This is a genomic window from Nocardia sp. CA-136227 (assembly GCF_050955695.1).
In the GTDB taxonomy this organism is placed as follows: Bacteria; Actinomycetota; Actinomycetes; order Mycobacteriales; family Mycobacteriaceae; genus Nocardia.
Map to the genome: position 1 here is coordinate 778,197 of NZ_CP192081.1, position 15,564 is coordinate 793,760.

The window sequence follows — 15,564 nt, forward strand, 5'->3', positions numbered from 1 at the left end:
GGCGGGATGGACATAGACAACGAACGCGTTGGGAGCGCCGAACCGAGCCTGGTTCGCCCCTATTCACTGACGGCCGGTCGCACCCGGCCGAAGGTGGAGCTCGCCTTGGAGGCGCTCGTCGCATCGCATCCGGTCGCCCTCGAGCGGCAGTTCGAACTCACCAACATCGAGACGTCAATCGTGGAGTTGTGCAGAGAATCGCCGTCGGTTGCCGAGGTGGCCGCGCGTCTGGGCATCCCGCTCGGGGTCGCGCGGGTGCTGGTCGCGGACCTCATCGATGCCGGCCATGTGCGGGTATCGGCGACTTTGAAAGACGATTCCAGCGACGATGAACGTCGCGAGCTGATCGAAAGGGTTCTCAGTGGACTCCGGCGTATTTGATTCGACGACACAAGTCGACACGCGCACCAGCAAGCCCACGTCGGCCAAGATCGTCGTGGCCGGTGGTTTCGGTGTCGGCAAGACCACCCTGGTCGGTGCCGTGTCGGAGATCGTTCCGCTGCGCACCGAGGCGTTGGTGACCAATGCCAGTGTGGGCGTGGACTCCCTGACCGGTGTCCCGTCGAAGGCCACCACCACGGTGGCCATGGACTTCGGCCGCATCAGCCTGGCCGATGACCTGGTGCTGTACCTGTTCGGTACGCCGGGCCAGTACCGCTTCTGGTTCATGTGGGACGACTTGATCAAGGGCGCCATCGGCGCGGTGGTGCTGGTCGACACCCGCCGGCTGGAGGACAGTTTCGCCGCCGTCGATTACTTCGAGGCGCGCAACCTACCCTTCCTGGTGGCCATCAACGAATTCGATGATGCGCCACGGTATCCGGTGGAGGACATCCGTCAGGCGCTGGCGGTGCCCGCGGACGTGCCGATCCTCTCGATCGACGCCCGTCGTCGGGAGCCGGTGAAGCAGGCTCTGGTCGCGGTCACCGAGTACGCACTGCGCAAGGTCGTTCAGGGTTACTGAGCCGCGCAGGCTATAAGCTCGCGCCGTGACGATCACGGCGCGGGAGTTGCTGGGCGAATTGCTGGATCCCGGTTCCTTCGTGAGCTGGGATCGGCCACCGGTGCCGGTGGCGGCGTCGCCCGGGTATCGCGAGGATTTGCTGGCTGCCGCGGCAACGGCGGGCACCGATGAAGCGGTGCTCACCGGGGAGGGGTTGCTGCGCGGACGGCGCGTTGCCGTGATCGCGTGCGAGTTCGCGTTTCTCGCGGGGTCGATCGGGGTGGCCGCCGCCGAGCGGATCGTGTCCGCGGTGGAGCGCGCGACCGAGCTGGGCTTGCCGCTGCTCGCCTCGCCGACCTCCGGCGGGACCCGAATGCAGGAGGGCACAGTCGCTTTCGTGCAGATGGTGAAAGTGGCGGGGGCGCTGGCGGTGCACAAGGCGGCGGGGCATCCGTATCTGGTGTATCTGCGCGATCCGACCATGGGCGGGGTGTTCGCGTCGTGGGGGTCGTTGGGGCACATGACATTCGCCGAACCGGGCGCGCTGGTCGGCTTCCTGGGGCCGCGGGTCTACAAGGCGCTGTACGGGAAACAGTTCCCGGAGGGCGTGCAGACCGCCGAAAACCTTTACCGCAACGGCGTTATCGACGGTGTCGTGCCGGTGCCGGTGTTCCGTCGCATCGTGCATCGGGCGCTCACCGTGTTGTGCGACGGTCCGGCTCCGCTGCCCGAAAAGGCTGGTGACGCACTGCCACCCGCACTCGGGTCGGGTTCCTTTCTGGCGGGTCCGCAGGAGCGCGGCGGTATCGCGGTGCTGGACACCGCCGAGGTGCACGCCTGGCAGACGGTGCTCATCTCCCGGCGCGGGGATCGTCCGGGCATTCGTGAGCTGCTGCGCCACGTCACCGATCGAGTTCCGTTGTCCGGCACCGGACAAGGCGAGCTGGACCGCACGGTGGCGCACGCCCTGGCCCGGTTCCGGGGTCAGCCGTGCATCGTATTCGGCCACGACCGCGCGGGTCAGTCGCCGGAGCACACCATGGGCCCGGCGGCGCTGCGGGAGGCCCGGCGCAGCATGCATCTGGCCGCCGAACTGCGCGTCCCCCTGGTCCTGGTGATCGACACCGCGGGTGCGTCGTTGTCCCGGGAGGCGGAGGAGCGGGGTCTGGCCCCCGAGATCGCCCGCTGCATCGCCGATCTCGTCACCCTGGACACCCCGACCGTCTCGGTGCTGCTGGGGCAGGGCACGGGCGGCGGCGCGCTGGCCCTCCTGCCCGCCGATCGGGTGCTGGCCGCCGCCAATGGCTGGCTGGCCCCCTTGCCGCCGGAGGGTGCGAGCGAGATCGTCTACCGCGACACCTGGCACGCCCCGGAACTGGCTGCCGCCCAGCGGATTCGGGCGGTGGACCTGCGCGAGGACGGCATCGTGGACCGGATCGTGCACGAGTATCCGGACGCCGCCGAGGAGCCCGCGGATTTCGCGCTGCGCATGGTGGAGGCAATCGCGGGCGAACTGGCCGGTCTGACCGCTCGTTCCCCGGCGGAGCTGCTCGCCGCCCGGCACCTGCGCTATCGGCGACTGGGCTTGCAAACGTAGTTCTCGTCACGTCGAACCTTCGCGAAGCTGTCTATTTGCTGCCGTGGGGGCTCGACACGCGAATTTCGGTATAGAGCACTCGGTTGACGCCGCGGACCTGCGCTTCTAACTTCGAAATGGTGACATACCGGTTCGAGGTCAGCGACATTCCAGCGATCGTGCTCAGTGACGGCCAGGTGATGCCCAAACTGGGGTTCGGCGTCTACAAGGTCGACGGCGGCGAAGGGGTCGGCACCATCGTCAAGGCGCTCGAACTCGGGTATCGCAGTCTCGACACGGCGGCCTTCTACGGCAACGAGGAGGAAGTGGGCCGCGCCGTCCACGAGTCCGGGCTGCCGCGTGACGAAGTGTTCGTCACCACCAAGCTGTGGAACGCCGACCACGGCTACGACGCCACCCTGCGCGCCTTCGACGCCGGCGCCAAGCGGCTGGGCCTGGACGCCGTCGACCTGTTCCTCATCCATTGGCCGGTGCCGTCCGCGGATCTCTATGTCGACACCTTCCGGGCCTTGCAGGCGCTCAAGCGCCAGGGCCGGGTCGTCTCGATCGGCGTCTCGAATTTCACCCGGGCGCACCTGGAGCGGGTGATGGCCGAGACCGGTGAGGTGCCCGCCATCAATCAGGTTGAGCTGCACCCGTATTACGCCCAGTCGGAGCTGCGCGCCTTCCACGCCGCGCACGGCATCGTGACCGAGGCGTGGAGTCCGCTGGGCCGCGGCGCGGAGTTCAACGATTCGGTGATCATCGCCCTGGCCGACAAGCTGGGCCGCACGCCGGCGCAGATCATCCTGCGCTGGCACATGCAGCTGGGGAACGTGGCCATCCCGAAGTCCAACACCCCGTCGCGGATGGCGGAGAACCTGGCCATCTTCGATTTCGAGCTGACCGGCCGGGAGATGACCCAGATCGCCGGTCTGGACAAGGGCGCGCGGCAGGGCGCGGACCCGGACCTCTTCGATATGGACGCGCCCGCCTGACGCTTCAGCTCTCCGGATCGCCGTTCCGCTGGGTCGGAACGCCCAGGTACGAGGTCAATTCGACGGCCGCCGCCCGCCCCGCGCGGTTCGCGCCGATGGTGCTGGCCGAGGGCCCGTAGCCGATCAGGTGGATGCGCGGATCGGCCTCGACCCGGGTGGCGAGGCGACCGCCCATGGTGATGCCGCCGCCGGGCCCGCGCAGTCGCAGCGGGGCCAGATGGTCGAGGGCGCTGCGAAATCCGGTGGCCCACAGGATGACGTCGGCGCGCTGGAAGCTGCCGTCGGCCCAGCGGATGCCGTCGGGTTCGATGTGGTCGAACAGCGGTCGCCGCTCCAGGGCTCCGCGGGCGCGCATGGCCCGCACCCGCGCGTCCTCGGGCAGCCCGGTCACCGACACCACCGATCCGGGCGGAAGTCCGCGCCGGACACGGTCTTCCACCATGGCCACCGCGGCCCGCCCGTCCTCGGGCGCGAATTGCCCGGAGCGGAAGACGGGTTCGCGGCGAGTCACCCAGGTGGTGCCGGTGACCTGCGAGATCTCGTCCAGCAGTTGGATGGCGGTGATCCCGCCGCCGACCACGACGACGTGCTTGCCCTCGAATTCCGTTGCGGCACGGTAGTCGTGGGCGTGCAGCTGGCGTCCGGCGAAGGTCTCCGCACCCCGGTAGTAGGGGATGAACGGCTTGTCCCAGGTGCCGGTGGCATTGACCAGTCCGCGTGCCCGCACCGTCGCGCCCGGGTTCAGTTCGGCGTGCAGCAGCCCGTCGACCTCCTGGTTCGGGCAGGTGGCGGCGGTGGCGCGGTCGCACACCACGGTCACCGAGATGGGCCGGTGCACGCGCAGGTCGAAGCGCTTCTCGTACAGTTCGAAGTAGTGCGGCACCGCGGTGGCGGCCTGCGCATTGTCCGATCCGGCGGGCAGGGTCTCCTGGAACGACATGCCGGGCAGGTCGTGCACCCGGTTGACGGTGCTCAATGTCAGTGACGGCCACCGGAACTGCCACGCCCCGCCCGCGCCGGGGGAGTGGTCGACGATCAGGAAGTCCTGTTCGGGTCGCAGCCCGAGCCGCCTGAGGTGGTAGCCGACCGACAATCCGGCCTGTCCCGCGCCGATTACAAGGATGTCGACATCGGGTGTTGCGGTCACGGACCCGACGGTACGCCCACCTACAGTGAAGGCAGATCATGGGTAGGCAGCCCGTTGAGGTGGACAGTGGGGAAGGTACAGATGCTCGGAGTCAGCCGCGATGGCGAGGTCGTGACCATCGAACTGCAGCGTCCGGATCGCCGGAACGCCCTGAACGAGGAGCTCATCGGCCGCCTGCGTGCGGCCCTCGACGAGGCCGCGGAGTCGGCGCGGGTGATCGTGCTGACCGGTCAGGGGCCGATCTTCAGTGCGGGCGCGGATCTGGACGGGGTGTATTCGGACAGCTTCCTGACCGGTCTGCTGGCCATGCTGCACACCATCGAGACCATTCCGGTGCCGGTGATCGCGGCGATCAACGGGGGCGCGCTGGGTGCGGGCGTGCAACTGGCCCTGGCCTCGGACCTCCGCGTGATGTCGCCGGATTCGTTCATCGCGGTCCCGGCCGCGAAACTCGGTATCTCCGTTGACCGTTGGACCGTGCGACGGCTGTCGTCGCTGATCGGCGCCGGTCCGGCGCGCACGATTCTGCTGGGCGCCGAGCGGGTCCCCGCCGCGGACGCCTACAACTTCGGCTTCGCCAACAAGATCGGGACCCTGGCCGACGCGCAGGCGTGGGCCAAGCAGATCGCCGAACTCGCGCCGCTGTCGCTGCGGCATCTGAAGCTGGTCTTCAACGACGACGACACCCGCGGCCCCGACACCGCCGCGCAGAGCGCCGCCCTCGACGCCGCCTGGCAGAGCGCCGACGCGCAGGAGGCGCGCGCGGCTCGCCAGGAGAAGCGGTCCGCGAAGTTCGAGGGCCGATGAACGGGCGGTGCGCGCGCGACAATGCGCGGAGACTGGTGGGTATGGCAGCGGGCGCTTTCGGTCTTTCCTGGGTGTTTCGGGCGGCATGGGGGATTCCCTCGGCCATGGGTGCGTCGATCTCGGCGATCGCGCCGACCGCGCGCGGGGCGACCACCTATCGCAATCGGCAGTTCCACAACACCGAACCGAGCAGTCAGCTCAGCGGTTCTCCGCTGGAGTTGCTCTATCAGCTGGCCACCCAGCGCAATAACGGCCGCCCGTCCGGGACCATCCCGCTGGTGACGCCGGAACTGCCGGAGCAGGCCGGGGAACTGGCGGTGACCTGGTACGGGCACGCCACCTGCCTGGTCGAGGTGGACGGCTACCGGGTGCTGACCGATCCGGTGTGGAGCGAGCGGGTGTCGCCGTCGCCGCTGGTGGGCCCGGCCCGCCTGCACCCGGTGCCGTCGCCGCTGTCGGCGCTGCCGTCGCTGGACGCGGTGCTCATCTCCCACGACCACTACGACCACCTGGATCGCGACACCGTGACCGGCCTGATCGAGGGCCAGGACTGCGTGTTCATCGTGCCCGTCGGCATCGGCGCGCACCTGCGGCACTGGTCGGTGCCGGAGCACCGCATCGTCGAATTGGATTGGGCCGCCTCGGTTTCGCTGTCGGAGCTGCGGCGCGACCGCGGTGACGGCACGGACCTGGTGATCACCTGCTCGGAGGCGCGGCACTTCTCGGGTCGCGGCCTGGTGCGCAACACCACGCTGTGGGCGTCGTGGTCCATCGCGGGCCCGACCCGGCGGGTCTACTTCGGTGGCGACACCGGCTATACGAAGGCGTTCGCCGAGGCGGGCGCGCGCCTGGGCCCGTTCGACCTGACCCTGCTCCCTATCGGCGCCTACGACCGGCACTGGCCGGACGTGCACATGAACCCGGAGGAGGCGGTCCGCGCCCACTCCGACCTGTGTGTCGGCGACGCGGAGTTCGGGGTGCTGGTGCCGATTCACTGGGCCACCTTCAATCTGGCCTTCCACGGCTGGTCGGAGCCGGTGCGCCGACTGGTCGAGGCGGCGGAGGCTGCCGGGACACGCATCGCCGTGCCGAAGCCCGGCCAGCGGATCGACCCGATTGGCCTCCCACCACGGGATTCGTGGTGGGAAGATGTTCGCCAATAACGGACCGGAGTGAAGGAGCAGGGCTGTGAGTCTCATGGACACGCTCAAGGGCTTGGTCGGCAAGGGCAAAGAGGTGGCGGCCCAGAACGCCGAGAAGATCGAGCAGGCGGTCGACAAGGCCGGTCAGGTGATCGACGAGAAGACCGGGGGGAAGTACTCCTCCCAGATCGACAAGGGCACGGACGCGGTCAAGTCGGCGCTCGGGACCGACGCGGCCGAGGGCGCGGCGGCGGCCCCCGTGGCGGAGCCGGCGCCCGCCGAGGCGGCGGCCGAACCCGCCCCGGCCCCGGAAACCCCGGAAGGCGAACAGCCTCCGGCGTAGTCGTAGCGGTCATCCACGGGCCGTTCGGGAGTGGCGGGGCAGCTCCGCCGCTTGACCCGAACGGCCCGTTGGCTTTTCACGGGCCTTCCGGGTTGCCGGTTTTCGGCGGGTCCCGGCTCTAAACTGCTGTCATGGGGTCCCGCAGGGATTTCGGGGGCATCGAGGTTGGGCTGACCAACCTCGACAAGGTGCTGTACCCGGCCACCGGGACCACCAAGGGCGAGGTCATCGACTATTTCACCGCCATCGCCCCGGCCCTGCTGCCGCATATCGCGGAGCGGCCGGTGACCCGCAAGCGCTGGCCGAACGGCGTGGACGAGCAGTCGTTCTTCGAGAAGAATCTGGCCGAGCACGCGCCGAAGTGGTTGGCGCGACGCACCGTTCAGCATTCCGACCGACCGGTCACGTATCCGCTCATCGACACCGTCGCGGGCATGGCCTGGCTCGGTCAGCAGGCCGCCCTGGAATTGCATGTGCCGCAATGGTGTTTCGACGGCCCCGAGGTCGGCGACATCACCCGGCTGGTCTTCGACCTGGACCCCGGACCGGGCGCCGGGCTGGCGCAATGCGCCGAGGTAGCGCTCATCCTGCGCGATGTGGTCCGCGAGGTGGGCCTGCCGGCGTACCCGGTCACCAGCGGCTCCAAGGGAATTCACATCTACGTCCCGCTGGACCGCAGGCTCGGCCCGAACGGGGCCTCCGCCGTGGCCAAACAGGTCGCCACCAATCTGCAGCAGCTGCGCCCCGAGCTGGTCACGGCCACCATGGCCAAGTCGGCGCGCGAGGGCAAGGTGTTCCTGGACTGGAGCCAGAACAATCCGGCCAAGACCACCATCGCGCCGTACTCGTTGCGCGGCCGCGCCCAGCCCTGGGTGGCCGCGCCCCGGTCCTGGGCGGAGATCGAGAAGCCGAAGAAGTTGCGGCACTTGACCTTCGACGAGGTCCTGCGCCGCTTCGAGGATCAGGGCGACCTGCTCGACGGACTCGACGACGCGGTGCCGCGACCGGATCGGCTCGACACCTACCGATCCATGCGTGACCCGGGTCGCACCCCCGAACCGGTGCCCCCGGGCCCACCGGCGGACGGGCCGGGCGATCGTTTCGTCGTGCAGGAGCATCACGCCCGCCGCCTGCACTGGGACGTCCGGCTGGAACGCGACGGCGTGCTCGCCTCCTGGGCCGTGCCCAAGGGCCCGCCCACCGACACCGGCGAGAACCGGCTGGCCGTGCACACCGAGGACCACCCCATCGAGTACCTCACCTTCCACGGGACCATCCCGAAGGGCGAGTACGGCGGCGGCGAGATGACCATCTGGGATTCCGGCACCTACGAGCCCGAGAAGTGGCGTGACGACGAGGTCATCGTGTGGCTGCGCGGACAGCGGCTGAGCGGGCGGTACGCGCTCATCCAGACCAACGGCAACCAGTGGCTCATGCACCTGATGAAGGACCAGACGCCGCCGGGCGGCAATGGGAAGGACGGCGCGGGGGCGCAAGCGGTCTCGACGCCGCGGACGCCCGCGCCCATGCCGCGCGGCGTCATGCCGATGCTGGCCACCGCCGGTGACGTGACCACGCTCGACGCCGAACAGTGGGCGTTCGAGACCAAATGGGACGGGTTCCGGCTGATCGCCGAGATCGAGGACGGCGCGGTGACCCTGCACAGCCGCGCCGGGCACGTCGTCACCGGGAAATACCCCGGCCTGGCCGTGCTCGGCGAGGAACTGTCCGGCCATTCCGCGGTGCTCGACGGCGAGGCGGTGGTCTTCGACGATCACGGCGGCGCGAATCTCGGCCTGCTGCGCGCGGATTCGGGCCGCGCGGTCTTCCTGGCCTTCGACCTGCTGTATCTGGACGGCACCTCGCTGATCCGCAAACGCTACGACGATCGGCGGCGCGTGCTGGAAGCCCTCGCCGGGCAGGCGCGTTCGCTGATCGTGCCGGCGCGGTTGCCGGGGTCCGGCGCGGACGCGCTGCGCTACAGCCAGGAGCACGGCATGGAGGGCGTGGTCGCGAAGCGGCGCGACTCGGTCTACCTCCCGGGCCGCCGCGGCCAGTCCTGGATCAAGACCCGCAATTGGCGGACGCTGTCCGTGGTGATCGGCGGCTACCGGCGTTCGGCGGCGCGGCAGTTCGCGTCCCTGCTGGTCGGCGTCCCGCATCAGGGCGAGCTGTACTACCTGGGCCGGGTCGGCACCGGTTTCAGCGAGCAGGAGATGAGCGATCTCGCCGACCGCCTGCGCCGGCTGGAACGCAAGACCAGCCCGTTCGACAACGAGCTCACCGCCGACGAGCGCCGCGACGCGGTCTGGGTGACGCCGAAGCTCACGGGCATGGTCCGCTTCCAGAACTGGACCGAGACCGGACGCCTGTGGCATCCGGCCTGGATCCCCGGCTCCGACTAGCTCGACTTCTCCAGCAACGGAATCAGGCTGTCGGAGTCGGTGACGATGGCGTGCCCCTGGAATTCGAAGTCCTCCCAGGCGCGCTGCTTGCCGGGCTCGTCGCGCCCGCCGACCCCGTCGCGGACGACGACCGGCACGAAGCCCAGATCGGTGGAGTGGCACACCGTCGGCGCGATCCCGATCTCCAGCGCGACGCCGACGATGGCGTAGGACCCGATCCCGAGGTCACGCAGCGTCGAGGCGAGCGGGGTGCCTTCGAACGCCGACATCGACGTCTTGTCGAAGACGACCTCGCCCTCCCGCGGTTGCAGTTCCGGCACCAGCTGGAAGCCCGGGGTGTCGCGCTGCAGGATCGGGACCACGTCGTCGATGGAGTCCTTGCCCTGCCAGGTCATCGCCATCCGCATGGCGAAACTGCCCATGAGCCGCTTGGGCAGGAAGAAGTGCCGCAGGAAGATGATCGGGTAGCCGCCGCGCCGCGCGGCCTCGACCACGCGCACGACGCGCTCGGTGATCGCCGGGCCGTCGTCGAGCTGGCCCAGCACTCCGGCCTGCATGTCGTAGACGATGACCGCCATCTTGTCCGGTGCGCACACATCCTCGAGCGTCTCCGGAATCTCCACACCGTTGCCGCGCCGCATAAGCCCTCCGCAATCGCTTTCTGCCCCACCCTCTTTCGCCACCCTACGCCTGTGCGGAACGGTGCCGGACGGTCAGGCGGCCGCGGCGCGGGCGGGCTTGGGCGCGGGGACGAGGCCGAACCGGACCAGGCTGTCGGCGGTGTCCAGCAAGGAGTCGGCGACCGGGCGCATGGTCCAGTTCAGTTCGCGGCGGGCCTTGTCCGCGCTGACGGTCTCCTTGCGACCGAGGTAGCGGACGGCGGTGCGGGCGTCGGCGTTGAAGGCGGCGCTCAACCGGACCAGCCAGTCGGGCAGGGCGCGGGTGGGGACCTGGTAGCGGCCGGCGAGTATCCGGGCCATCTCGGGGAAGGCGATGCTGTCGCCCGCGCAGATGTACCGGTTGCCGGCGGCGCCGGGGGTTTCCATGGCGAGACGGTGGGCGACGGCGAGGTCGCGCACGTCGACCGTGGCGAAGTTCAGGCGCGGCACGCCGGGCATGCCCCCGGCGAGCAGGGCGCGGATGCCGTCCACGGAGGTGCCCGCCTCGGCGCGCAGCACGGGCCCGATGATCATGCCCGGATTGATCACGGCCAGTTCGAGTTCCGGGTGTTCGGCGGCGAAATCCCAGGCGGCGCGCTCGGCCAGGGTCTTGCTCTTCGGGTAGGCCTCGCAGGCCGCGAGGTCGGACCAGTCGGCCTCGGTGAGCAGGCGGCCCTCGTGCCCGGCCTGGATGGCGGCGATCGAGGAGGTGACCACGACGCGTTCGACGCCACCGGCGGCGGCCGCGCGCAGCACCCGCAGGGTGCCGTCGACGGCCGGGCGGATCAGGTCGTCCTCGTTTTCCGGTGCGTCGGAGGGGAAGGGTGACGCGGTGTGCAGCACGTACCGGCAGCCGGCGACGGCCGCCGCCCAGCCCGCGTCCGCGCCGAGGTCGGCTTCGACCAGTTCGATGCCGGGCAGCAGTGCGGCCACGTCGGCGGCGCGGGCGGCCGAGCGGACCGTGCCGCGCACTCGATAGCCGTGGCCGAGCAATTCCTGGATGACATGCCCCGCGACATACCCCGAAGCACCGGTGACGAGAACGAGATCGGACATCTCCGACTCCAATCTGAGCAGTGTTTAGAATCTGAACAATGTATAGATTGCGAGGCCGCGCGCCGTCAACCCCTTACGCTCATGCCATGCCGCCGACCAAGGACCGCTATCACCACGGAGACCTCCGCGAGGAACTACTGCGCGCCTCTCTGCGGCTGATCGAGTCCGAGGGCCTGGCCGCGGTGAGCCTGCGCAAGGTGGCCCGCACCGCGGGCGTCAGCCCCGGCGCGCCCTACCACCACTTCGCCGACCGCGCCGCCCTGATGTCCGCCCTCGCCGCCCGCGGCTTCGAAATCCTCGGCGCGGCAATGACATCCGCCCGCGACACCGCCCCCGATCCGCGCGCCGCCCTGATCGCCATGGCCGACGGCTACGTCGCCTTCGCCCGCGACCACGCCGCCTACTTCCGCATCATGTTCCGCCCCGAACTCTCCCAGCCGGACAAACACCCCGACACCGAAGCCGCCGGCGACGCCGCCTACGCCGTCCTCGTCGACGCCGTCGCCGCGGCCGCCGACTCCGGCTTCCTCCCCGCCACCGACACCGAAACCACCACCCTGGCCTGGTGGTCCCTCGCCCACGGCATGGCCTCTCTCACTGTCGACGGCAAATTCGCCCTCCGCGCCACCCAATCCGGCACCACCCCGGAAGCGCTGACCGACCGCATCACCCGCATCTTCGCCGACCTCATCGACCGGAGCTGAATCCCGCCCCGCCGGATTGTGCGGGTGGTGCCCGGACTCTGTGGAGATGTTGAGAGGTCTGCGGGGGTCGGGGCCCGGACACGGCAGACTGGTAGACGTGACCGATTCGTACCGGATTCGCGGCGGCCTGGCCGAGCCCGTCGGCGTGGCGCAGGCCGGAAGAACCGAGGGGCCGACGCTGCCGCACGGGGCGTTGCGGCCCATCGAGCTGGCGGCCGGAGCCGTGCTGGGCGGGGCCACGGTGGGGCTGGTGACCCTCGGGTCGCTGGTGCCGTTCGCGGCGGTGCTGCAGTTGGTGGCCGCCGTGCCCATGGGACTGCTCGCGCACCGGCATCGATTCCGGGCGCAGTTGGCGACCACCATCGCGGGCGCGCTGGTGACGTTCGTGGCGGCGGGTCTGCTGCCCGCGGAGAACCTGGTCGGCGTCGCCGTCATCGGCGGCATCATCGGGACGGTGAAGCGGCGGCGCGGCGGGCTGCCCGCGGTGGTGGCGTTGTCGGCGATGGCCGGGTCCGTGATGGCGACGCTCACGATCGGGATGCTGCTGGTGTTCTCGCGGTCGCGGAACCTGCTGTTCGACAGCATCCGGAACTCCTCGAAGGGTCTGGAGAGTCTTGCGGCGAAGCAGGATGCGCTGCAGCCGATCGGGCGCGCGATCGCCGGGTACACCGACACCATCCTGCACTGGTGGTGGGCGTTCGTGGGCGGCGGAATCATTGCCGCGATGCTGGTCAGCGGCGTGTTCTCGTGGTTCGTGCTGGGGCGGGTGCTGGATCGGCTGGCCTGGCTGCCGGGGCGGGACAGCCTGCTCGACGCGCCGGACGATCCGCGACCGGTCGCCCCGCTGCCGGTGACCTTGCGCGGCGTCACCTTCCGCTATCAGGGCGCCCGCGCGGATGCCCTGCACGGCATCGATCTGACCGTCGATGTCGGCGAGTTCGTGGCGGTGGTCGGGCACAACGGGTCCGGAAAGTCCACGCTCACCAGGATTCTCGCGGGCCGTCCGCCCACCTCCGGAACGGTGACCCGCCCGGGCGCGGCGGGCCTCGGCGTGCGCGGCGGCACCGCGATGGTGTTGCAGCGACCCGAGAGCCAGACCCTGGGCGTGCTCGTCGCGGACGACGTGGTGTGGGGTCTGCCCACCGCGGACGCGGCGGCCGTGGACATCGACGGACTGCTCGCCGAGGTCGGATTGACCGGCATGGGCGGGCGTGAGACCGCGACGCTGTCCGGCGGCCAGCAGCAGCGACTCGCCGTCGCCGCCGCCCTGGCCCGGCAGCCCACCCTGCTCATCGCCGACGAGGCGACCTCCATGATCGACCCCGAAGGCCGCCGCGACCTGGTCGCACTGCTGACCCGCCTGCCACGTCGCCACCCCATGGCCGTCGTGCTGGTGACCCACCACGAAGCGGACGCGTCCGCGGCCGACCGGGTGATCCATCTCGAACAGGGCCGTTCGGTCGCGCACCTGCCCGCCTGGCCGCGTCCGGCCGGCGACCCGCGGCGTCGGCCGATGGGTGAGCCTGTTCTCGAATTGACCGGGGTCGGCCACACCTACAACCGCGGCACCCCATGGGAAGCGCCCGCCGTGCACGATGTCGACCTCAGCGTCCGGCGGGGCGAGGCCCTGCTCATCGTGGGCGGCAACGGGTCCGGCAAATCGACACTCGCGTGGATCATGGCCGGGCTGACCGTGCCCACCTCGGGCACCTGCACCCTGCGCGAACCCATGGGCACGACCCATCCGGTGCACAAGCGAATCGGGGCCGTGCAGTTGGCTTTCCAGCATTCCCGCCTGCAGCTGCAGCGTCAGGACGTGGGCGAGGAGATCGAGGACTGGGGCGGCCGCGGCAGTTACGCTGTTGCCCGCGCGCTGGACGAGGTCGGTCTGGACCGGAGCCTGGCCACCCGATCGATCGAGGAACTCAGCGGCGGCCAGGCCAAACGCGTGGTGCTGGCGGCCATCGTGGCCAGCCACCCGCACGTGGTGGTGCTCGACGAGCCGCTCGCCGGACTGGACCCCGAAGGCCGCGCGGGAGTGGTGGAACTGCTTGCCCGCCTGCGTGATTCGGGTCTGACCCTGATCGTCATCTCGCACGACGTGGCCGATATGGCCGCCGTCTGCGACCGCACCGTCCACCTGCGCGACGGCCGGCTCGTCGAGAACACCACCGCCGCGGCGCCGTACGCGCACGACTTCACCGGAGGTCTCCGATGAGCAGCGTCGTCCTCCGTGAGGTCCCCGTCGACAGCCCCGTGCATCGACTGTGGGCCGGCACCAAGATGATCGCCGTCTTCGCGATCAGCCTGCTGCTCATGTTCATCCCGTCGTGGGCGCTGCTCGGGGTGGCGGCCGCGTTCCTGATCGCGGTCTTCCTGCTGGCCCGCCTGCCGCTGGGCACGCTGCCGCGTTTCCCGTGGCTGCTCTGGCTGGGCATCGCGATCGGCGCGGCCATCAACGCGCCGGTCGGGTCGTCCGCGCTGCTGCGGTACGCGCAGGTGATCGTGTTCGGATTCCTGCTGCTGGGCGCGTCGTTCCTGGTCGCCTGGACCACGCCGATGGGTGAGGTCGCGCCCGCGCTGGCCCGGCTCGGCGCGCCGCTGAAGCGAATCGGCTGGACCCGCAACGGGGTTCGCCACTCGGTGCCCGTCGACGAGTGGGCGGTGGTGGTGGCGCTGACGCTGCGCGGCCTGCCGCTGCTGCTCGAGGAGATGCGCCTGCTGCGGGCGGCGCGGCGGCTGCGGCCCAAGGATTCGCTGCTGCACCGCGCCGCCGAGAATCCGCTCGTCGACATTCTGACCGCGAGCATGGCCGTCTCCAGCCGCCGTGCCGGCGAGCTCGGCGAGGCCATCACGACCCGCGGCGGCACCGGCGAGTTGACCGCCCGGCCCAGCTCGCCGGGACGCGCCGATGCGGTGGCGCTTCTGGTGGTGGGATTGGTGTGCGCGCTCGGAATCGCCGTGGAACTGGTCATATAGGACGACGCGGCCCGAAAATTATCGAGGTTGTCGGCATCGCACGTTACCGTGAGGCGCGTAGAGCGCGTTGCCGAATGGCAAGCGGGCTCAGGGCGGACACACAAGGGGGAATTCTTCAACCTGAGCCGTGTGTTGCCACAAAAACCTGATGAAGATTGGAAGACCCATGATGCTGCGCAAGATCACCGCTGTCGCCGCGCCGGTAGTCACGGCCGTCGCCATCGCCGGAGCCGGTGTGGCCCACGCCGACGCCACGGTGCCCGATATCGGTTACCAGACCCAGCTGGTCGGCAACACCGTCGTCACCACCCTCACCGACGGCACCTTCGAGCTGTCCGGCGGCGCCGTCGATATCAAGGACGCCTCCGGTGCGACCGTGCTCGAGCTGCCACTGTCCTTCACCCAGGACGGTCTGAGCTACCCGGTGCCCGCCACCGTCAGCGACGACGGCACCGTCCTGAACATGACCGCGGTCAAGGATGTCGCGGCGGCCACCCCGGTGCTGCGCCCGGTGGCGTCGCTGGCCGAGAACCAGCTGGCCATGCAGACCTTCGCCAGCCAGTTCGGCATCGCGACCGCCATCGGGAGCTTTGTCGGCCTGGCCCTCGGCGCGGTCGTCGGTCTCATCGGATTCGCCGGTGGTCCCGCCGGCCTCGCGACGGTGCCGGTCGCGGCCACCGTGGGTGCCATCATCGGCACCCTGGTGGTCGGCGGCCCGGCCCTGCTCATCGCGGGCGTCGACCTGATCAGCACGCTGACCGCGGCGCCCGGCACCACCAAGTGGGCGAACCCCGGCGCGTAAGGC

General features: G+C 70.1%; 15 protein-coding genes. 12 read left to right on the top strand and 3 right to left on the bottom strand.

Annotated elements, in window-relative coordinates; genetic code table 11:
- Nucleotides 1-6 precede the first annotated feature (6 nt).
- From ACQP06_RS03665 to ACQP06_RS03680, 4 genes are all read left to right on the top strand, one after another.
- A complete protein-coding gene (locus ACQP06_RS03665) occupies nt 7-381 on the top strand; it encodes a DUF742 domain-containing protein (protein ID WP_033085504.1) in 375 nt (124 codons plus the stop codon).
- Nucleotides 362-964 (top strand): GTP-binding protein, encoded by a 603-nt coding sequence (locus tag ACQP06_RS03670; protein ID WP_174391578.1) that lies wholly within the window; start codon nt 362-364, stop codon nt 962-964. The genes ACQP06_RS03665 and ACQP06_RS03670 overlap by 20 nt, the downstream gene beginning before the upstream one ends.
- 25 nt (nt 965-989) lie before the next feature.
- Nucleotides 990-2,540 carry a carboxyl transferase domain-containing protein gene (locus tag ACQP06_RS03675; RefSeq protein WP_433670483.1) on the top strand — a complete coding sequence of 517 codons (1,551 nt, stop codon included), beginning with the start codon at nt 990-992 and terminating at the stop codon, nt 2,538-2,540.
- Between the two features lie 119 nt (nt 2,541-2,659).
- Nucleotides 2,660-3,517 (top strand): aldo/keto reductase, encoded by an 858-nt coding sequence (locus ACQP06_RS03680; protein ID WP_433670485.1) that lies wholly within the window; start codon nt 2,660-2,662, stop codon nt 3,515-3,517.
- Between the two features lie 4 nt (nt 3,518-3,521).
- On the opposite strand, the gene ACQP06_RS03685 is transcribed toward ACQP06_RS03680, so the two are convergent.
- Nucleotides 3,522-4,664 (bottom strand): NAD(P)-binding domain-containing protein, encoded by a 1,143-nt coding sequence (locus ACQP06_RS03685; protein ID WP_433670487.1) that lies wholly within the window; start codon nt 4,662-4,664, stop codon nt 3,522-3,524.
- 81 nt (nt 4,665-4,745) lie between these two features.
- Here ACQP06_RS03685 and ACQP06_RS03690 point away from each other — a divergent pair, with 81 nt between their 5' ends.
- From ACQP06_RS03690 to ACQP06_RS03705, 4 genes are all read left to right on the top strand, one after another.
- Nucleotides 4,746-5,471 carry an enoyl-CoA hydratase gene (locus ACQP06_RS03690; RefSeq protein ID WP_433673229.1) on the top strand — a complete coding sequence of 242 codons (726 nt, stop codon included), beginning with the start codon at nt 4,746-4,748 and terminating at the stop codon, nt 5,469-5,471.
- 41 nt (nt 5,472-5,512) lie between these two features.
- Nucleotides 5,513-6,634: an MBL fold metallo-hydrolase gene (locus ACQP06_RS03695; protein WP_433670489.1), complete on the top strand. Its 1,122-nt coding sequence runs from the start codon at nt 5,513-5,515 to the stop codon at nt 6,632-6,634.
- Between the two features lie 34 nt (nt 6,635-6,668).
- Nucleotides 6,669-6,956 carry an antitoxin gene (locus ACQP06_RS03700; protein ID WP_433673230.1) on the top strand — a complete coding sequence of 96 codons (288 nt, stop codon included), beginning with the start codon at nt 6,669-6,671 and terminating at the stop codon, nt 6,954-6,956.
- A 131-nt stretch (nt 6,957-7,087) separates the two neighbouring features.
- Nucleotides 7,088-9,361, top strand: coding sequence for an ATP-dependent DNA ligase (locus ACQP06_RS03705; RefSeq protein WP_433670491.1), 2,274 nt, complete (start codon nt 7,088-7,090; stop codon nt 9,359-9,361).
- On the opposite strand, the gene ACQP06_RS03710 is transcribed toward ACQP06_RS03705, so the two are convergent.
- A complete protein-coding gene (locus ACQP06_RS03710) occupies nt 9,358-10,002 on the bottom strand; it encodes a cysteine hydrolase family protein (RefSeq protein WP_433670493.1) in 645 nt (214 codons plus the stop codon). The two genes, ACQP06_RS03705 and ACQP06_RS03710, sit on opposite strands and share 4 nt — an antisense overlap.
- Nucleotides 10,003-10,074: 72 nt before the next feature.
- Nucleotides 10,075-11,076, bottom strand: a complete 1,002-nt coding sequence (locus ACQP06_RS03715; RefSeq protein ID WP_433670495.1) for an SDR family oxidoreductase — start codon at nt 11,074-11,076, stop codon at nt 10,075-10,077.
- Between the two features lie 86 nt (nt 11,077-11,162).
- Here ACQP06_RS03715 and ACQP06_RS03720 point away from each other — a divergent pair, with 86 nt between their 5' ends.
- The 4 genes from ACQP06_RS03720 to ACQP06_RS03735 all read left to right on the top strand — a co-directional run bounded on the left by ACQP06_RS03720 (nt 11,163) and on the right by ACQP06_RS03735 (nt 15,561).
- Nucleotides 11,163-11,780, top strand: coding sequence for a TetR/AcrR family transcriptional regulator (locus ACQP06_RS03720; RefSeq protein ID WP_433670497.1), 618 nt, complete (start codon nt 11,163-11,165; stop codon nt 11,778-11,780).
- 145 nt (nt 11,781-11,925) lie between these two features.
- Nucleotides 11,926-13,998 carry an ABC transporter ATP-binding protein gene (locus ACQP06_RS03725; RefSeq protein WP_433673231.1) on the top strand — a complete coding sequence of 691 codons (2,073 nt, stop codon included), beginning with the start codon at nt 11,926-11,928 and terminating at the stop codon, nt 13,996-13,998.
- Complete coding sequence (locus tag ACQP06_RS03730) at nt 13,995-14,759, top strand: CbiQ family ECF transporter T component (protein WP_433670499.1); 765 nt, start codon at nt 13,995-13,997, stop codon at nt 14,757-14,759. Before ACQP06_RS03725 ends, ACQP06_RS03730 begins: the two co-directional genes overlap by 4 nt.
- A gap of 148 nt (nt 14,760-14,907) precedes the next feature.
- A complete protein-coding gene (locus tag ACQP06_RS03735) occupies nt 14,908-15,561 on the top strand; it encodes an ammonium transporter (protein WP_433670501.1) in 654 nt (217 codons plus the stop codon).
- The last annotated feature ends 3 nt before the right edge of the window (nt 15,562-15,564 follow it).